Origin of the sequence: Proteus sp. GOKU, from assembly GCF_015475555.1 — a bacterium.
In the GTDB taxonomy this organism is placed as follows: Bacteria; Pseudomonadota; Gammaproteobacteria; order Enterobacterales; family Enterobacteriaceae; genus Proteus; species Proteus mirabilis_B.
The window spans coordinates 2,506,329-2,523,250 of the sequence record NZ_CP034105.1; the positions used below are offsets into that span (position 1 = coordinate 2,506,329).

General features: G+C 41.3%; 22 protein-coding genes. 11 read left to right on the forward strand and 11 right to left on the reverse strand.

Going from position 1 to position 16,922, the window contains the following annotated elements:
• Positions 1–25: 25 nt before the first annotated feature.
• The 9 genes from fliL to EHE21_RS11715 all read left to right on the forward strand — a co-directional run bounded on the left by fliL (position 26) and on the right by EHE21_RS11715 (position 5,110).
• On the forward strand, positions 26–508 hold the full coding sequence (gene fliL / locus EHE21_RS11675; RefSeq protein ID WP_006533151.1) for a flagellar basal body-associated protein FliL: 483 nt from the start codon (positions 26–28) through the stop codon (positions 506–508).
• A 5-nt stretch (positions 509–513) separates the two neighbouring features.
• A complete protein-coding gene (gene fliM / locus EHE21_RS11680) occupies positions 514–1,545 on the forward strand; it encodes a flagellar motor switch protein FliM (RefSeq protein ID WP_023581831.1) in 1,032 nt (343 codons plus the stop codon).
• Complete coding sequence (gene fliN / locus EHE21_RS11685; protein WP_023581830.1) at positions 1,538–1,948, forward strand: flagellar motor switch protein FliN; 411 nt, start codon at positions 1,538–1,540, stop codon at positions 1,946–1,948. Before fliM ends, fliN begins: the two co-directional genes overlap by 8 nt.
• Before the next feature lie 3 nt (positions 1,949–1,951).
• Positions 1,952–2,398 carry a flagellar biosynthetic protein FliO gene (gene fliO, locus EHE21_RS11690; protein WP_023581829.1) on the forward strand — a complete coding sequence of 149 codons (447 nt, stop codon included), beginning with the start codon at positions 1,952–1,954 and terminating at the stop codon, positions 2,396–2,398.
• Complete coding sequence (gene fliP / locus EHE21_RS11695) at positions 2,398–3,168, forward strand: flagellar type III secretion system pore protein FliP (protein WP_023581828.1); 771 nt, start codon at positions 2,398–2,400, stop codon at positions 3,166–3,168. Before fliO ends, fliP begins: the two co-directional genes overlap by 1 nt.
• Before the next feature lie 15 nt (positions 3,169–3,183).
• A complete protein-coding gene (gene fliQ, locus EHE21_RS11700; RefSeq protein WP_069367481.1) occupies positions 3,184–3,453 on the forward strand; it encodes a flagellar biosynthesis protein FliQ in 270 nt (89 codons plus the stop codon).
• A 5-nt stretch (positions 3,454–3,458) separates the two neighbouring features.
• Positions 3,459–4,241 carry a flagellar biosynthetic protein FliR gene (gene fliR, locus EHE21_RS11705; protein ID WP_088495227.1) on the forward strand — a complete coding sequence of 261 codons (783 nt, stop codon included), beginning with the start codon at positions 3,459–3,461 and terminating at the stop codon, positions 4,239–4,241.
• Positions 4,242–4,364: 123 nt separating this feature from the next.
• The gene (locus EHE21_RS11710) at positions 4,365–4,631 is read left to right on the forward strand and encodes a DUF1778 domain-containing protein (protein WP_075673024.1); all 267 of its coding nucleotides are present in this window, start codon (positions 4,365–4,367) and stop codon (positions 4,629–4,631) included.
• Positions 4,619–5,110: a GNAT family N-acetyltransferase gene (locus tag EHE21_RS11715; RefSeq protein ID WP_194950769.1), complete on the forward strand. Its 492-nt coding sequence runs from the start codon at positions 4,619–4,621 to the stop codon at positions 5,108–5,110. Before EHE21_RS11710 ends, EHE21_RS11715 begins: the two co-directional genes overlap by 13 nt.
• 84 nt (positions 5,111–5,194) lie before the next feature.
• Here the strand turns inward: EHE21_RS11715 and flgL are convergent, their stop codons facing one another.
• From flgL to flgB, 11 genes are all read right to left on the reverse strand, one after another.
• The gene (flgL, locus tag EHE21_RS11720; protein WP_194950770.1) at positions 5,195–6,139 is read right to left on the reverse strand and encodes a flagellar hook-associated protein FlgL; all 945 of its coding nucleotides are present in this window, start codon (positions 6,137–6,139) and stop codon (positions 5,195–5,197) included.
• Between the two features lie 31 nt (positions 6,140–6,170).
• Positions 6,171–7,814, reverse strand: a complete 1,644-nt coding sequence (gene flgK / locus EHE21_RS11725) for a flagellar hook-associated protein FlgK (protein WP_194950771.1) — start codon at positions 7,812–7,814, stop codon at positions 6,171–6,173.
• A 117-nt stretch (positions 7,815–7,931) separates the two neighbouring features.
• Complete coding sequence (flgJ, locus tag EHE21_RS11730) at positions 7,932–8,918, reverse strand: flagellar assembly peptidoglycan hydrolase FlgJ (protein ID WP_194950772.1); 987 nt, start codon at positions 8,916–8,918, stop codon at positions 7,932–7,934.
• On the reverse strand, positions 8,918–10,024 hold the full coding sequence (locus EHE21_RS11735) for a flagellar basal body P-ring protein FlgI (protein WP_194950773.1): 1,107 nt from the start codon (positions 10,022–10,024) through the stop codon (positions 8,918–8,920). The genes flgJ and EHE21_RS11735 overlap by 1 nt, the downstream gene beginning before the upstream one ends.
• Before the next feature lie 14 nt (positions 10,025–10,038).
• Complete coding sequence (locus EHE21_RS11740; protein ID WP_099075766.1) at positions 10,039–10,782, reverse strand: flagellar basal body L-ring protein FlgH; 744 nt, start codon at positions 10,780–10,782, stop codon at positions 10,039–10,041.
• Between the two features lie 63 nt (positions 10,783–10,845).
• Positions 10,846–11,628 carry a flagellar basal-body rod protein FlgG gene (flgG, locus tag EHE21_RS11745; RefSeq protein ID WP_088495219.1) on the reverse strand — a complete coding sequence of 261 codons (783 nt, stop codon included), beginning with the start codon at positions 11,626–11,628 and terminating at the stop codon, positions 10,846–10,848.
• A 19-nt stretch (positions 11,629–11,647) separates the two neighbouring features.
• Positions 11,648–12,403: a flagellar basal body rod protein FlgF gene (locus EHE21_RS11750; RefSeq protein WP_088495218.1), complete on the reverse strand. Its 756-nt coding sequence runs from the start codon at positions 12,401–12,403 to the stop codon at positions 11,648–11,650.
• Between the two features lie 21 nt (positions 12,404–12,424).
• Complete coding sequence (gene flgE, locus EHE21_RS11755; RefSeq protein WP_194950774.1) at positions 12,425–13,675, reverse strand: flagellar hook protein FlgE; 1,251 nt, start codon at positions 13,673–13,675, stop codon at positions 12,425–12,427.
• A gap of 27 nt (positions 13,676–13,702) precedes the next feature.
• Positions 13,703–14,533 carry a flagellar hook assembly protein FlgD gene (locus EHE21_RS11760; protein ID WP_194950775.1) on the reverse strand — a complete coding sequence of 277 codons (831 nt, stop codon included), beginning with the start codon at positions 14,531–14,533 and terminating at the stop codon, positions 13,703–13,705.
• A gap of 12 nt (positions 14,534–14,545) precedes the next feature.
• The gene (gene flgC, locus EHE21_RS11765) at positions 14,546–14,950 is read right to left on the reverse strand and encodes a flagellar basal body rod protein FlgC (protein ID WP_069367469.1); all 405 of its coding nucleotides are present in this window, start codon (positions 14,948–14,950) and stop codon (positions 14,546–14,548) included.
• Between the two features lie 10 nt (positions 14,951–14,960).
• The gene (gene flgB, locus EHE21_RS11770) at positions 14,961–15,371 is read right to left on the reverse strand and encodes a flagellar basal body rod protein FlgB (RefSeq protein ID WP_075673034.1); all 411 of its coding nucleotides are present in this window, start codon (positions 15,369–15,371) and stop codon (positions 14,961–14,963) included.
• Positions 15,372–15,580: 209 nt separating this feature from the next.
• Between flgB and flgA the strand changes: the two genes are divergently transcribed.
• A complete protein-coding gene (gene flgA, locus EHE21_RS11775; protein WP_194950776.1) occupies positions 15,581–16,237 on the forward strand; it encodes a flagellar basal body P-ring formation chaperone FlgA in 657 nt (218 codons plus the stop codon).
• 377 nt (positions 16,238–16,614) lie between these two features.
• The gene (flgM, locus tag EHE21_RS11780) at positions 16,615–16,914 is read left to right on the forward strand and encodes a flagellar biosynthesis anti-sigma factor FlgM (protein ID WP_156733636.1); all 300 of its coding nucleotides are present in this window, start codon (positions 16,615–16,617) and stop codon (positions 16,912–16,914) included.
• Positions 16,915–16,922: the final 8 nt, after the last annotated feature.

The window sequence follows — 16,922 nt, forward strand, 5'->3', positions numbered from 1 at the left end:
CTACAAAACAGGAATTTAACTGTCCATGTCTAATTACAGCAATGAACGTAAAAGCTATAGCTTAATTCTGATCATCGTTTTATTGGTGATCGCCATTATTGCAGCGGCATTCGGTGGATATAGTTGGTGGGCATTGAAGCATGCTAAATCAGGTTCAGCGGGCACTAGTCAGCAAAAAGTTATACCAGCACCCGTTTTTATGTCATTAGAACCCTTTACGGTAAATCTAATTGATGACGAAGAACACTTAGACAGAGTGCTCTACATAGGGATCACATTAAGATTGCATAATGAAGACACTCGTAAGCGTCTACATGATTATTTACCTGAGGTTCGTAGCCGCTTGTTATTACTGCTTTCTCGTCAACAGGCTAATAAGCTCGCGACAGACAATGGAAAACTCCAGCTAATGACGGATGTAAAAGAAACGCTGAGACCGACTCTCGTACCGGGAGAATCTGAACAGATCCTCTCCGATGTACTGTTTACCACGTTTATTCTGCGATAATCATTATGAGCGATAATATCCTTTCACAGGCAGAGATTGATGCTCTGCTGAATGATGACACATCAGGTGACGACGCCAAAAAAAGCGCGAACAGGGAACCTGCGATAGCGAAGGATCCGAATGAACCGGATATTCAGCCTTATGACCCCAACACGCAACGTCGTGTGGTTCGAGAACGTTTACAGTCGTTAGAAATTATTAACGAACGCTTTGCACGTCAATTCCGTATGGGGCTGTTTAACATGCTCCGTCGGAGTCCTGACATTACTGTTGGTGGCGTTAAAATTCACCCTTATCACGACTTTGCTCGTAACTTACCTGTGCCAACAAACCTTAACTTGGTGCATTTAAAACCGTTACGAGGAACAGCGTTATTTACCTTTGAACCAAATCTGGTTTATATCGCGGTAGATAACCTGTTTGGTGGTGATGGCCGTTTTCCAATCCCTGTGGAAGGACGTGAATTTACCAACACTGAGCAACGGATCATCAACAAAATGTTGAAACTGGCACTTGATGCCTACCGTGATGCTTGGGATTCCATATTCAAAATTCAGGTGGAATATGTTCGTTCTGAAATGCAGGTGAAATTTACCAATATCACCTCATCACCGAATGACATTGTTGTTACGACACCTTTTCAGGTAGAAATTGGCTCAATGGTTGGGGAATTTAGTATTTGTATCCCATTTGCCATGATTGAGCCATTACGTGAACGACTGATCAATCCACCAATTGAAAATGTTCGTCAAGAAGATGGGGTTTGGTTAGATAGTTTAGTCAACCAAGTTCAGCATTCAGAGCTTGAACTGGTCGCAAACTTTACTGACATCCCACTGCGTTTATCAAAAGTGTTAACACTTAAAGAAGGGGATGTTATCCCGATTGATAAACCAGAAAGATTGATTGCACATGTTGATGGTGTGCCCGTATTAACAAGCCAATACGGTACAGTAAATGGGCAATATGCCCTTCGTGTTGAACACCTAATTAACCCTGTTTTAAACGCTCTGGATGAGGAACAAACCAATGAGTGATGCAAATCGCCCAACTGATAATTCACAATCGGCTGAGGATATGTGGGCTGATGCAATGGAACAGCAAACTGGGAAAAGCCAGGATAATAGTTCCGATCTATTTGAACATCTTTTACCTGAAGACGATGCGCTGAATCATCTCTCTGACATCAATTTGATTATGGATATTCCCGTCAAATTAACAGTAGAGTTAGGTCGCACCAAAATGACCATTAAAAAATTACTTAGCCTGTCGCAAGGCTCTGTCGTTTCACTCGATGGTTTAGCTGGTGAGCCTCTTGATATTCTTATCAATGGCTATTTAATCGCTCAAGGTGAAGTTGTGGTTGTTTCTGATAAATACGGTATTCGCATTACCGATATCATTACACCATCAGAACGTATGCGTCGTCTGAGCCGTTAATCTATGGAACAGCTTCCTTCCTTTTCCAGCCAAGGTGCGGTAAATACTACCGCACCCGCTACAACACAAACTGTTCAAACACCTACACAACCGTTGCCTGTGGGTCAAAGCCTTGCTCAAGTTAGCACGGCACTTGCAGGCATCATCGTTCTTATTATTGTTGCTATGTGGTTATTTCGCCGTTTTGGCTTTACCCGTGGTTCATTTAAAGGAACAACAGCACAACTTAGCGTCAAAGCAAGTTGTTCATTAGGTGCGAAAGAACGTGTGGTGGTTGTTGAAATTGAACAGGAATGGCTCGTATTAGGGGTAACTGCATCACAGGTAAATCTGTTGCATAAATTACCCGTCCCTGATAAAGCCTCGCAGGAAGCGACCTCATCACCAACATCGCCATTGTTTACTCAAATATTACAAAAAACGCTAAAGCGAGATAAAGGCAACTCATAATGCATCAGTGTGTCACTTTTTTTAACGCATTAAAGCGTTGGCGTCTCTTCGCTAGTGTGCTGGTTTTAATCTTGTTACCTAGCAGTGCGTTTGCCCAATTTCCGGGCGTTATTACACAGCCTTTACCGGGTGGTGGCCAAAGTTGGTCATTGCCAGTTCAAACATTAATCTTCATTACAGCTTTAGGGTTTATTCCTGCTGTTTTGCTGATGATGACGAGTTTTACCCGCATTATTATTGTCCTTGGATTATTACGTAATGCTTTAGGTACACCTTCTGCACCACCAAACCAGGTCGTTCTTGGTTTGGCGTTATTTATGACCTTTTTCATTATGGCACCGGTTTTTGATAAAATTTATCAAGATGCCTATATGCCATTTACTGAAGATCAAATTACCTTTGAACAAGCCTTAGAAAATGGCTCTAAACCTTTGCGCCAGTTTATGATGCAACAAACTCGTGAAACTGACTTAGCTCTATTTGCTCGCCTTGCCGATGCACCTGCGTTTGAAACTCGCGAAAGTGTACCAATGCGTATTTTGGTGCCCGCTTATATTACGAGTGAGCTAAAAACCGCCTTCCAGATCGGTTTTATGATTTTTATTCCTTTTCTTATTATCGACTTAGTTGTTGCCAGTGTGTTGATGGCGCTAGGTATGATGATGGTGCCACCTGCCACAGTTTCATTGCCATTTAAACTTATGCTTTTTGTTTTAGTCGATGGTTGGCAATTAATATTAGGCTCGCTTGCACAAAGCTTTTTCAATTAGCGCAGAGGTAACCCCATGACACCAGAATCCGTCTTAGCACTAGGTACTGAAGCGATGAAAATCGCTTTATCACTAGCAGGCCCTCTTTTATTGTCCGCTCTGGTGACGGGTCTTGTGATCAGTATGCTCCAAGCTGCAACACAGATAAACGAAATGACATTATCGTTTATCCCGAAAATTCTTGCTGTATTAGCCGCGATTTTAGTTGCCGGCCCTTGGATGTTAAGTTTACTTGTCGATTATATGCATAACTTATTTACTGGCATTCCTGGGATGATTGGTTAATAGCAATGATAACCCTGACCAGTGAAATGCTTAACGGCTACATTAGTGATTTTTTCTGGCCATTTGTGCGTATACTCGCCCTTTTTAGCACTGCACCGCTATTTAGTGAAAGACAAACACCTAAAAAATTTCGCATTGCACTCGCCTTTTTGATTACCGCATTAGTTGCACCGGGCTTACCCCAAAGTAATGTGCCTTTATTCTCGCTTATTGCCTTTTGGGTACTATTGCAACAAATTTTGATTGGTACAATTCTAGGGTTATCGATGCAGTTGGCGTTCGCTTCTGTTCGCCATGCTGGTGAAGTGATTGGTTTACAGATGGGGCTTTCATTCGCTACTTTCGTCGATCCATCGGGTGGCCCTAATATGCCTATTCTGGCGCGTATTTTTAATATGCTAACAATGCTGTTATTTATGGTCTTTGATGGTCATTTATGGCTATTGTCTATATTAGTTGATACGTTCTATGTTGTTCCTATTGGAAATCAGACTTTTAACTCTTTAGGTATTCTTACTTTAGTGCAAAGTGGTGGCACAATCTTTATTAACGGTATGATGCTAGCCATGCCATTAATCACCCTACTTTTGGTACTTAATCTTTCATTAGGTATTCTAAACCGTATGACACCACAGCTTTCTGTCTTTGTGGTTGGTTTCCCTCTTACGCTGACTATCGGTATGTTAGCCTTATCCATGATTATGCCTGCATTACCTGTATTTACAGAGCGCGTCTTTAGCGATACGTTTAATCGCATCACTTTAATATTACAGCAGTTGGTTTCTTGAGATTTAAATCGACTTATTTTTAATCGCAGTCCTCGAATTAAAATTTATCCGCTTTTTTGTAGCTAATATTGTTTGTTTATTCTACAATCCTTGTATATCAATTGCTATACAAGGAGGCGTGATATGAAAGCTGACGTACAACTCAATATTCGCGCTAAAGAATCACAACGCGCACTTATTGATACTGCTGCTGAAATTCTCCATAAATCTCGTACTGACTTTATTCTTGAGACAGCGTGCCAAGCTGCTGAAGACGTCATTTTAGACCGTAGAACCTTTAATTTAAATGATGCTCAATATGCGGAATTTATAGAAATTATTGATGCGCCGGTTGATATTGACCCTGCTCTTGAAAAGTTATTAATGAGAAAACCATTATGGGAAAAGTAACAGCACCTGAGCCGTTATCAAATTCACATGAAGTGGCTGATTTTTATAGTAGTGAAAATGTATTAGATAACTGGATAAAACAAAGAGGTTTAAAAAACCAATTCTTAGGTGCATCACGTACATTTGTGGTCTGTGAAAAAAATAAAAAACGTGTTGTTGGGTACTATTCTTTAGCGACAGGTAGTGTTAACCATACTGAAGCAATTAGTCATATTCGTCGTAATATGCCAGATCCAATACCCGTGATCATTTTAGCTAGACTGGCTGTTGATAAAACTTTTCATGGAAGAGGCCTTGGTGCCGATTTGTTAAGAGATGCTGTTTTGCGTTGTCATCATGTAGCTGAAAACATTGGTGTTAGAGCGATTATGGTTCATGCTTTAACTGAAAGCGCAAAACATTTTTATCTTCATCATGGTTTCAAAGCTTCTTCGACTCAAGAAAAAATCTTATTCTTGGCATTAAAAAAGAAAATATAGTTTATTGCTTTTATAAATAAAAAAATCCCCTGATAAATAAATACCAGGGGTGATATCAAAATATCTTAAGACGATACTAAATAATTAGCGATACATTTTGAACATCGACATATCTTTCATGTCGTTAAAGACTTTATAAGAAGCCTGTAATACAGACTCTTCTTGGTAATAATCTGAAATCGCTTGTGTCCAATCTAATTCACGCAGTTCACTTAAACGTTTTGCATTTCTTAAAGAAGTATCCGCACCTAAATCATCTAAGTTATCAAGCTCTTGAAGTTGTAAACCTAATTTAGCCTCTACACTTGAAATGTTATTTAACGTTGCACGGTTAACACGGTTTGCTTCATCAATTTTTTCTAATGCCGCATCGCGATCAGCTTGTGGTTTACCTGCTAAAGGTTCACGTAACGCAGTGATAGCACCGTCTAATGCTTCAAAAATATCTGGCGCAGTCCCTTTACTCCCTGAAGATTGTAATGTTTCGATCCCTGTAAAGTTAGTGACCATTTCAATATTACTATCTACTTTTTGGGTAATTTGCTTATCACCACCTTGATAGGTGATTTTACCTGTTGCATCAGCCACAAAAGGTGGTTTATCAGATTGGAAACCTGCAAAAATATAACGGCCAACACCATCTTTTGTGTTACCAATACCCACTAACTGATCTTTTAAACCTTGTAATTGATCAGCTAGTGATGAACGGTCTTCATCACTTAATGTTGCATCGTTACCCGCTGCAACCAGTGTTTCTTGAATTTTAGTCGTAATATTAACCATTTGGCTTGCTAAGCTCATTTGCAAAGACATACTATTTTTTGCAAATCCACGCGCTGTCGCATACTGCTGATTACGAGATTCAGATTGTTTAACCATTACCGCTTGAGATGCCGCCATTGGATCATCTGATGGTTTTTCAACACGACGACCACTGGAGATTTTATTTCCTTCAGTCATCCATTTGCTTTGTGAACTAGTGATATTGTCCACTCGCTGGCTAAAAATTTGATTTGAACTTAAACGCACAGTGATATTCCTTATTCTGATGAAGGGTTACTTAGAAAACTTGCATAATGGCATCAAACATACTGTTTGCAGTTTGAATAACTTTTGCATTTGCCATGTAGTATTCTTGAATGCGATACATCTCACCGTACTCTTCATCCAAGTTCACACCAGAAACAGACTGTTGTTGTTCTACAATACTTTTAGTGATAGAAACCTGAGCATCGAAGTCAACTTGTGCGGTATTTACTTTGTTACCGACCATACTGATCAGTGAACCATAGCCACCAGCAATTGTTGTTTTTCCATCAATAACTTTTGCATCGGGTAACTCAAACAGTTTTTTCATGTTTTCGTTATCACTAGGGCCTGTATCTTTAGAGCCTGCTGCCGCAATCTTACTTGGATCGGTAATTGCAACACCCATACCTGCAATCACATTACCTACGGATTGAACAACAATGGAATCACCTTCTTGTGCTGTACCATTGACCTTGATACTCATGCCTTCGAATTTCAATTCACCTGTTGTAGCATCAGGAGTCGCTTCAAATTTACGATTACCCGGCTCTACAGTGACGTTCCATTTGCCACTTTCATATTTAACTGTATATTCGGCGGCTTTAACTTGTTTCGTATCTGCATATTCAACAGTAAAATTAGCATCACCTTTATTTTTACCGTTAGGCATAACATGAGCACCACCAAGGTCGAAGAATTTTTCACCTTTGTCGCCATTTAAATCAAAACCTTGCTCGTGTTGTTTATTAAATTGATCACCCAACACTAAAGCTAATTGATTTAATTGGTTACGACTTGGATCTAATACTTCTTCACGGCTACGATATGCACCGCCAAGTTCGCCACCTTTAATACGTTTTGCATCCACTTCACGAACTTCATCAATACCGTTGCTATAACCAATAACAAGGCGTTCGCTATTTTTGCTTGATGGAACAGCAGAAACTTCATAAGAGCGAGTACCAGATACTAATGGCAAACCATTAGCAAATGTGACGTTAACAAAACCGCCGTCTTGTTGAGTTACTTGAACATCAACCAGTGTGTTTAGTTCTTGAATTAAACGATCACGTTGGTCTAATAAGTCGTTAGGATCAGCACCATTAAAGCCTTTAGAACGACTAATTTCGTTATTTAGTTTTGCGATCTGTTTTGTATATTCATTGATATTTTTAGAGGTGTTAGTCACCTGACTATTAATATCTTTTTCTAGATCACGCAATGATTGGTCTGCTTTAGCAAACATATTAACCATTGCTTCCGCTTTACCAATAACCGTTGTACGTGCAGGATTATCTTCTGCATTATTGGTCACGTTGGGTAAGCTGGTAAAAAATTCGTCAATCGCACTTGAAACGTCATTCCCTTTATCTGCTAACAAATCATTAATTTGTGAGATATTTTGGGTATAGCTATTAAGTGCGCTTTGTTTTGACATTGCACGGTTCATTTGACCGGCAAGGAATTCGTTATACTCACGATGAATACGGCTAACATTAACACCATTACCGATATAACCATTACCGGTCATTGTGCCGCTGTTTTCATTAAAAACAGTCATTTGACGGTTGTACCATTTTACATTTTGGTTAGCGATATTATTACTCACAGTGCTCATCGCAGCTTGTGCCGCATTAAGTCCGCTCATCGCTGTATTAATTAAACTATTGGACATTTGTCTATCCTTTTACGTTTAGTCATCACCCGTATGCACGGAGCATAGCTGGCAAGTTAAATGGATGCTCTGGTCTTTATTATCGGTTCTTCCCCTCTAAACTTGAGGGGAAAGTAATTAAAATAGGTCGCTTAAATCGTGAGTATAAGTTTTAGCAACTTGCTCACCACTTTCTTTTAATTGACCAATAATTGAAACCAGTTTTTTCGCATAACCCGGATCGGTGGCATAACCCGCTTCTTGAATACGATAAGCCGCTTGTTCAGGGGTTTGAGCTTGAGGTACTTTGGCGTAACGAGGGCTTTCAGTGATAAGTCTGAGGTAATCTTGAATAGCTTCAACATAGGAGCCATAAACACGGAAATTATCACGCATTTTAATCGAATTACCATCAATCACTTCGGTTGTCATGATATTCGTAACAGGCCCTTTCCAGCTACTTCCTGCTTTGATACCAAACAGGTTATAACTTGGTTTGCCGTCACCGGTTAGAATTTCACGTTTACCCCAACCTGATTCAAGCGCGGCTTGAGCAACAACTAAAAGATGGTGTACACCAGTACCTTCTGTGGCTTGCTTCGCAGGTCCTAACAGTTTTGATGCAAAAGAAGCACTGCTTTCAGATAAGCCCTTAAGCTTACCAATCGTACTTTCAACTGCATTTTGATAAGGCTGCATAGCACGATAAATTTGCCCCAAGGCTTGTGTTGGCATGGATTGAAAAATATCACTGCCATCTAATGGCATCGGTGTTTTACCCGCCATTTCGCTAGGGTCCATCGTGACTTTGGCAGAAAGTTGTTTTTCTATCATGTCAGCAAAGCCCAAGCCTTTTTGTGATAAGTCTTGAGCGATTTGTTGATCATAAAGAGAGGTGTACATCTTGGTACTTTCTGAGTTGAACATGCTTTCTTGAGGAATAGCATCACGCATGCTTTTTAACATCATTTGAACGAAAACGCCTTCAAGTTGCTGCGCCACTTGGCGCAGCCCTTGCTGATCAGCATTTTGTCCAACCTGATATTTGAGTTTATTCAATGCATTACTATCATATGCCGGCGCTGACATCGTCGGCATCGAAGAAAGCAGAGATAAATCTTTCATCAGATAATCTCCAATCTCGCACGTAAGCAACCCGCGCTTTCCATTGCTTGCAAAATTGACATTAAATCTGTTGGTGTTGCACCCAGTGCATTTAATGTGCGGATCACTTCGTTTAAGCTTGCGCTTGCATTCACTTGCTGTAATGAGCCACCTTGTTCACTCATATTTACGCTGGTATTACGCGTTACAACAGTGCTACCACCCGCAAACGGAGTATTAGGCTGGCTTACATTCACTTGGCTATCAACCGTAACGGAAAGGTTACCTTGAGCAATCGCACAGCTTCCTAATGTCACATCACGATTCATAACAACAGAACCCGTTCTTGCATTGATGATCACTTTCGCATCTGCAACAACACGTTTAATTTCGAGATTCTGTACTTCAGCCAAGAAACGTACTTGTTCACTTTTACCAATAGGAACACGTAATTGAACTGTACGTGCATCTAAAGGAATAGCAGTACCCACACCTCGTAATTTATTAACCGTATCAGAGATGTGTTGTGCCAAAGTGAAGTTTTCTTCATTCAGTTGTAAGTTCAGCAGACCTGTTTGACCAAACTGCGAAGGCAGTTCACGTTCAATGATAGCACCGCTACTAATGCGTCCACCCGCTAACTGGTTAACTTTAACACTACTACCACCCGCAGATGCACCCGCTCCCCCGACAATAATATTGCCTTGTGCTAAAGCATAAACCTGATTATCAACACCTTTTAACGGTGTCATCAGCAACGTACCACCACGTAAGCTTTTTGCATTACCTAAGGATGAAACAACAACGTCGATGGATTGCCCTGTACGACCAAAAGGCGGTAATTTTGCAGTTACCATTACCGCAGCAACGTTTTTCAATTGCATATTGGTGCCGGGTGGTACTGTGATCCCCAATTGTGAGAGCATGTTATTCAGACTTTGCGTGGTAAACGGGGTTTGCATTGTTTGGTCACCCGTTCCATCTAATCCCACGACCAAACCATAACCAATCAGCGCATTTTCTCTTACCCCTTCAACAGAGGTGAGATCTCTGATCCGTTCGGCATGAGCGGAAAAACCGACACATGTCATCACGATAAAGAAAAGGCTCATCGCTATTTTTTTCATCTGGACCCTACTCATTAAAAAGGTGATACATTTAAGAAGAAGCGTTGTAGCCATCCCATAGACTGTGCTTCATTGATATAACCGTCTCCGATATATTCAATACGAGCATCAGCAACTTGGGTTGAATTTACGGTATTAGCACCACTGATAGTTCTTGGGTTCACAACACCTGAAAAACGGATAAATTCAGTACCTTGATTGATAGCAATTTGCTTTTCGCCAATAACATGCAGGTTTCCATTGGCAAGAAGCTGATCGACGGTAACAGTAATGGTGCCTTTAAAGGTATTGTTCGCATTTGCGCCACCTTTACCGCCAAAGTCACTATTTCCTTCCATACTCATATCTGTACGTTTATTACCAAACACCCCTTCCAAGAATCCCGGCGTAATCGCAGCAAGGAATCCTGCTTTACCATTACGGCTGGCATTTGCAGATGAGTTTTTGCTTGCACTGACATTCTCTTGCAATGTAATCGTCAGCGTATCGCCTATATTTCGAGGACGTCTATCTTCAAATAGAGGTTGATAGCCAAAATAAACAGGCTGAGTTGCCTGAAAAATAGAGCCATTGGGTGCCGGTGCAGTCGGTGCCGTTGGAACCGCCGTTGTATTACCTTCTACTAACGGTTTTTTGGGTATATATGCGCATCCCGACAGTGTCAGTACCAACAGGGCGGTACCTAAACGTTGATGACGACGCCATCTGACACTAAGCTTTCTTGCCCCAGAATTGTCAGTAATGACCTTTGTATCCATCTTCGATACTCTTTTAGTAATACGCCTGACAGGAAACCCTGTCAGGCTAATGAACAAACGAAATTAGAGTTGCGTTAGTTTCTGTAACATCTGATCAGATGTTGAAATCGCTTTACTGTTAATTTCATAAGCACGTTGAGTCTGGATCATATTGACCAGCTCTTCAGCTACGTTAACGTTAGAGGTTTCAACATATCCCTGATACAACAAACCTGCGCCGTTGATACCAGGGGCATTTTCAGTTGGTGCGCCAGAACTTGCGGTTTCTAAGTACAAGTTTTCACCAACACTTTCTAATCCGCTGTCATTAATAAAGGTTGTTAGTGTCAATTGACCCACTTGTTGAGGAGCAGGATCACCTTCAATCTCAACACTGACAGTACCATCACGACCAATCATGACCTTTTTCGCAGTTTCAGGCAGAATAATTGCCGGCACAACTTGGAAACCACTGGTTGTCACTAATTGTCCATTTTGGTCCATTTGGAATGCACCATCACGGGTATAAGCGTCTGTACCATCGGGTAACTGAACATGGAAGAAACCCTGTCCTTTAATCGCCACATCACGTGTTCCGTTTGTTGGCGCTAAGTTACCTTGGCTGTGTAAACGCTCAGTCGCAACAGGACGAACACCTGTACCAATTTGTAAACCTGACGGCGCATTCGTCTGTTCTGATGTCATTGCACCCGGTTGACGAATTGTTTGATACAGTAAATCTTCGAAAACCGCACGTTGGCGTTTAAAACCATTGGTGCTGACGTTCGCGAGGTTGTTGGAAATCACATCCATGTTTGTCTGTTGTGCATCCAACCCAGTTTTAGCAATCCATAAAGAACGGATCATGGTTTTCCCCTTACACTATTTAACTCAGTGATAGCAATTGGTTAGCTCGTTGCGCATTATCATCAGCGCTATGAATAACCTTCATTTGCATTTCGAAACGTCTTGCGTTTGCTATCATATCGACCATGGCTTCTGCTGGATTAACATTACTGCCTTCTAACACACCAGCTAACACCTTCACGCTATCATCAGCAGGTAATTGTTCACCCGCTCGCACTGTTCCTTGCTGAGATAAATGGAATAAACCATCATCGCCACGAACTAAATCGTTTTGCTCTGGTTTTACCATTTTCAGACGACCAATTTGACCCAGCATTTTGGGTGGATCAGTAGGTACATGCGCAGTCACAATACCGTTATTGGCAATACTGACATTTGCTTGAGCTGGTACTTCAATTGCACCGTTATCGCCCATTAACAAACGCCCTTGTACCATCAACATGCCGTCAGCGTTACGTTGGATATTCCCGTTTCGGGTATAGGCTTCTGTGCCATCTTCAAGTTGAACCGCTAAATAGCCGTTATCACTTAAAGCAACGTCCATTGATCGGCCGGTATAGTTCATCGTTCCTTGGCTCTGATCGCTACCTGGCGTTGATGCTACCGTTAATGTACGAGTCGGTAAGGTATCGCCATTGACAGGTACGGCTCGCATTGCACTAAGCTGCGCTTTGAATCCCGGCGTTGATGCGTTTGCTAAGTTGTTCGCCACGACAGCTTGATTTTCCATCGAATGTCTGGCGCCGCCCATCGCGGTATAAATCACATGATCCATAACAGATTATTTCCGGCGTTATTAGCGCAAGCTAACCAGAGTCTGCAGGATCTGATCCTGAGTCTTGATGGTTTGTGCGTTTGATTGATAGTTACGTTGAGCAACGATCATGTTGACTAACTCTTGGCTCATATCAACGTTAGACGCTTCTAATGCGTTGTTAGTTAATTTGCCGAATACACCAGAGCCTGCAACACCGACGATTGGTGAACCTGAACCGTTAGTTTCAGACCACATGTTGTCGCCTTGTGAGCTTAAACCGCCTGGGTTTGCAAAGTTAGCTAATGCGATTTGACCAACAACTTGGCTTTGTTGGTTTGAGTAAGTTGCCATGATCGAGCCATCTTGCTCAATACGGAAATTGGTGAATTCACCCGCTTGGTAACCATTTTGCGCTAATTTAGATACGCTTGATTCAGAGACTTTTTGCTGAGTACTGCCACTGAAATCCAGTGTGATCGTGCTTGGAGCAGAACCATTTAAAGAAGCAATAGCAAAGCCTGGTGTTGCTGGAGGAGTCACTGCAGCAGGTGTAAAGCTATTTAAAACACCACCTGTTGAATAGTCTAACGTTCCTAATTCCTGATGTGCCGATGGTGCACCAGTTGTATCCTTAGTGGATGTATCTTGCCCATAAACTTTCCATTCATTGTCATTTGTTTTTACAAAGAATAAGTTCAGGTTATGTTCGTTACCTAAGCTATCGTAAGTGGTAACGTTAGTACTAAAGTTATAAGTATCACCATCTTTAGAATCAAATGGCGCTTTAGCGGGTTTCTCTTCACCTGAATTCAGGTTAACCGCCATATTGATTTTATCGGTTGCACTGGCGTTCATCATATCGGTAGGAATAACGATAGGTGTTGGTGTCGCCCCTTTTTGAACAACGTTTTTACCATCAACAACTTGTACTGGGTAACCTGTTACACGCATACCTTGCATATTAGTCAGGAAACCATTTTTATCTTTACCGAATTCACCGTTACGTGAATAGAAAACGCCACCGTTTTGATCTTCAATACGGAAAAAACCACCGCCAGAAATCGCTACGTCTGTTGGGCGGTTAGTAGTAGTGATACTACCGTCTTTAAAGTTTTGGCTAATACCTGCAACTTTAACACCCAGACCAGCACCTGAACCGGCAAAAACGTCTGCAAAAGAAACGCTTGCACCTTTAAAACCGTAGGTTGCGGAGTTAGAAATATTGTTACCGATAGTATCTAAGTTAGCGGCTGCTGCGTTTAAACCACTTACTGCTTGTGAAAAGGACATGCGCCCTCCAAGTTGAATATGTGTTAGTTAAAGAACCTGACGAATTTCATCCAATGAAACGGTATTACCTAAGCCAACATCAAGGCGGGCACCACCATCCACCATGGACACACTATTCACCAGCGCATAATTCAGTGTCTTAACAGGGACCTGAGCATCATTAAGCGTGGCGTTAACGGTAAATTTATAACTTCCCGGTGGAACAGGATTGTCATCTTCATCAGTACAATCCCAAGAGAAGTTATAAACATCCGGTAGCATCTTTTTGTCCATATTGATTGTACGAACGGTCACACCACTCGCATTGGTGATGTTTATCGTAAGAGAATCGGTTGGACTGAGTAATTCAAAACCAAAAGGTGTTGAAAAAAGGTGTTCACTGTCAGGTGTATTTGGGTCCGTATCATCTGCTTTATACGATCCCATTTGCTGACGTGTTTTTTCATTTTGAGTGTCAGGTGTTGGAATTGTGTCATCCCCATCACCGGGTTTTTCAGTCTCACCTTTACCGTCGGCTGGCTGAAAGACAACAATTTTATTCCCAGAGACCATAACACCTCGTCCCACCAGTGAAGAGGCTTTTAACGCCTGACTTTGGTCAATCTGCCCAACAATGTTATTCACTGTTTTATTCAGTGTTTCAATGCCTTCAACAGTTGAAATCTGAGCTAACTGGGAAGTTAACTCATTATTTTGCATTGGGTTTGTTGGGTCTTGATTTTTCATCTGGGTGATGAGAAGTGTCAGGAAATTCCCTTTAATATCATCACTACCACTTTTTTTCGTATGGTATGAAGAAGGAGCATCCCCGATAATGGTATTATCATAAGGTTCATTCATTGAGGAGGAAATACCCACAATTTATTCTCCCTATTGACCTATCATCAGTGTTTTTTGCATCAGCGATTTTGCCGTGTTCATCACTTCGACGTTAGCTTGGTAGCTTCTTGATGCAGAGATGGTGTTAATCATTTCACCCACAACATCAACATTCGGCATACGTACATACCCTTTTTCATCGGCAAAGGGATGTCCCGGCTGATATTCCATACGAAATGGCGCAGGATCATCCACCACTTCAGTGACACGAACACCACCAACTTCTTGACCAGCAGGTGCGTTCACCTGAAAAACAACCTGTTTTGCACGATAAGGGTCGCCATCTGGACCCGCAACACTGTCAGCGTTTGCCATATTGCTGGCACTCACGTTTAAACGCTGTGATTGCGCTGAAAGTGCTGAACTTGAAATATCGAAAATACTAAATAAAGACATGCTCGTTACCCTACTGTTGCAATACAGCCATCATGCTTTTAACTTGCGAGTTAATAAATGTCACATCAGCCTGATACTTAAGGCTATTGTCAGCAAAATTACTACGTTCCATGTCCATATCCACGGTATTACCATCCATCGCCGTTTGATGAGGCACGCGATAAAGTAAGTCCGCTTCTAAGCGATAACCGGGTTTAATTGGGATATGGCGTTCAGATGTCATAGCCAATTGCATGCCATGAGTACCTGTACGTCCATTTTCAATGGTTTTCTTCAATTCAGAAGCAAAATCAATATCACGAGCCTGAAAGCCTGGGGTATCTGCGTTAGCGATATTCGCAGCGAGAATTTCTTGGCGTTTATTGCGTATTGAGAGCGCTTCTTGTTGAAAATGAAACGTATTTTCTAATTTATCGAGCATCTTCTATCCTTGGTGGCTAAGCCACTTACCTCAGCTGATAAAACAATTTCAGTTGACAGAATAAACGCTCAAAAAAAAGATGATTGGAGGAATAGGCGTAAATTGGATTGCTATTTATGCGTTTAAGGCGTGCAAAGTCGATGTACACTGTTATTGCTAAATAATGACAAACGCACAATTAGCATCAACTCTGTAAGGTGATACAAATTATGTTAGTTAGAACTCTTATCGGTCTATTTTCTTTTTTCTTTATGATGAATGTGAGTGTCGCAAAATCACTCCCTGAAGAACTACAAGATTTCTTTGTCGCACTTCATCAACAAGGCGATAAAGTGACTGTGACAGTTTTAACACCAGAAGATAAATGGCCTGTCTGCCAAACACAAGAGATCCAACGTCATGCTGGCGCGCGTAATTGGGGACGTCTTTCAATCCCAATTCAGTGTGATAAACAACGTCGGTTTATTCAAATTGATGTTAGCGTTAATGGTGAATACTTAATCGCGAAAAAAGACATTAATCGTGATGACATTATTGAAACTTCTGCCGTTAGCATGGCAACGGGTGAGTTAGAAAAATTACCTTATGATGTATTACGTGATCCAGCATTAATTAAAAATGCGATCGCAATGCGACAAATATCCGCAGGAAAACCTTTAACGTCCACAATGGTTCGTCGCCCTTGGGCTATTTTGGCAGGACAAACAGTCACTGTATTTGCACAAGGCCCTCACTTTCAGATCCGTTATGAAGGTAAAGCCGTAAACAATGCTGTCGCCAATGAAACGATTCGAGTAAGAGTTAAATCAGGCCAAATCGTCACCGGCGAAGCACTTGAAGACGGCTCTGTACGCATCCCTCTTTAATAGATTAAAAAGCTGATAAGCAGAATAAGCCTATATTGAATTGCTTGTTACCCGTTTCAGTTATGGCAAGCCAAGGTAAACTCTCTTGCATTACAATTTGAACAAAAACTGTATTTGTATACATTTTTTACTCTAAATAATTCAAGATGTAGCTAGGCGACAAATGAACGAATCGCTAGGAACATACATAAGTATGTGACTAGTGTGAGTGAGTGCAGTCAACAACGCTACGGCTTGAAGTATGACGAGTAATACTAAGATTAAAGTTTTTGATTCAACAGCCGATATAAAGAAACAAGATGATAGGCGAAAACACATAGGTTGTTTTACAATGGCTTCATCTGACTATTAATTGATGCCTAACAAAGGATTTTCCTATGAGTATTGAACGCGCGAATCCACTGCTTCCGATTAACGCAATTGCACAACGTAACCCAAGTGAAGTCACACAGGGTTCACGTAAATCGGGAACAACTGAACAAAAAACTGCAACAGGTGACACTTCTGTAAAACTAAGTGAAGCGCAGAAAAAACTTGTTCAACCTGGAAATAAAGACATTGACGTTGAGAAAGTTGCTCGCTTAAAAGAAGCAATTGCCAACGGCACATTAACCATGGACAGCGGTAAAATTGCGGACGCTCTTTTCCGTGAAGCTGCTGAAAGCATAACTCAATAATATTTTAA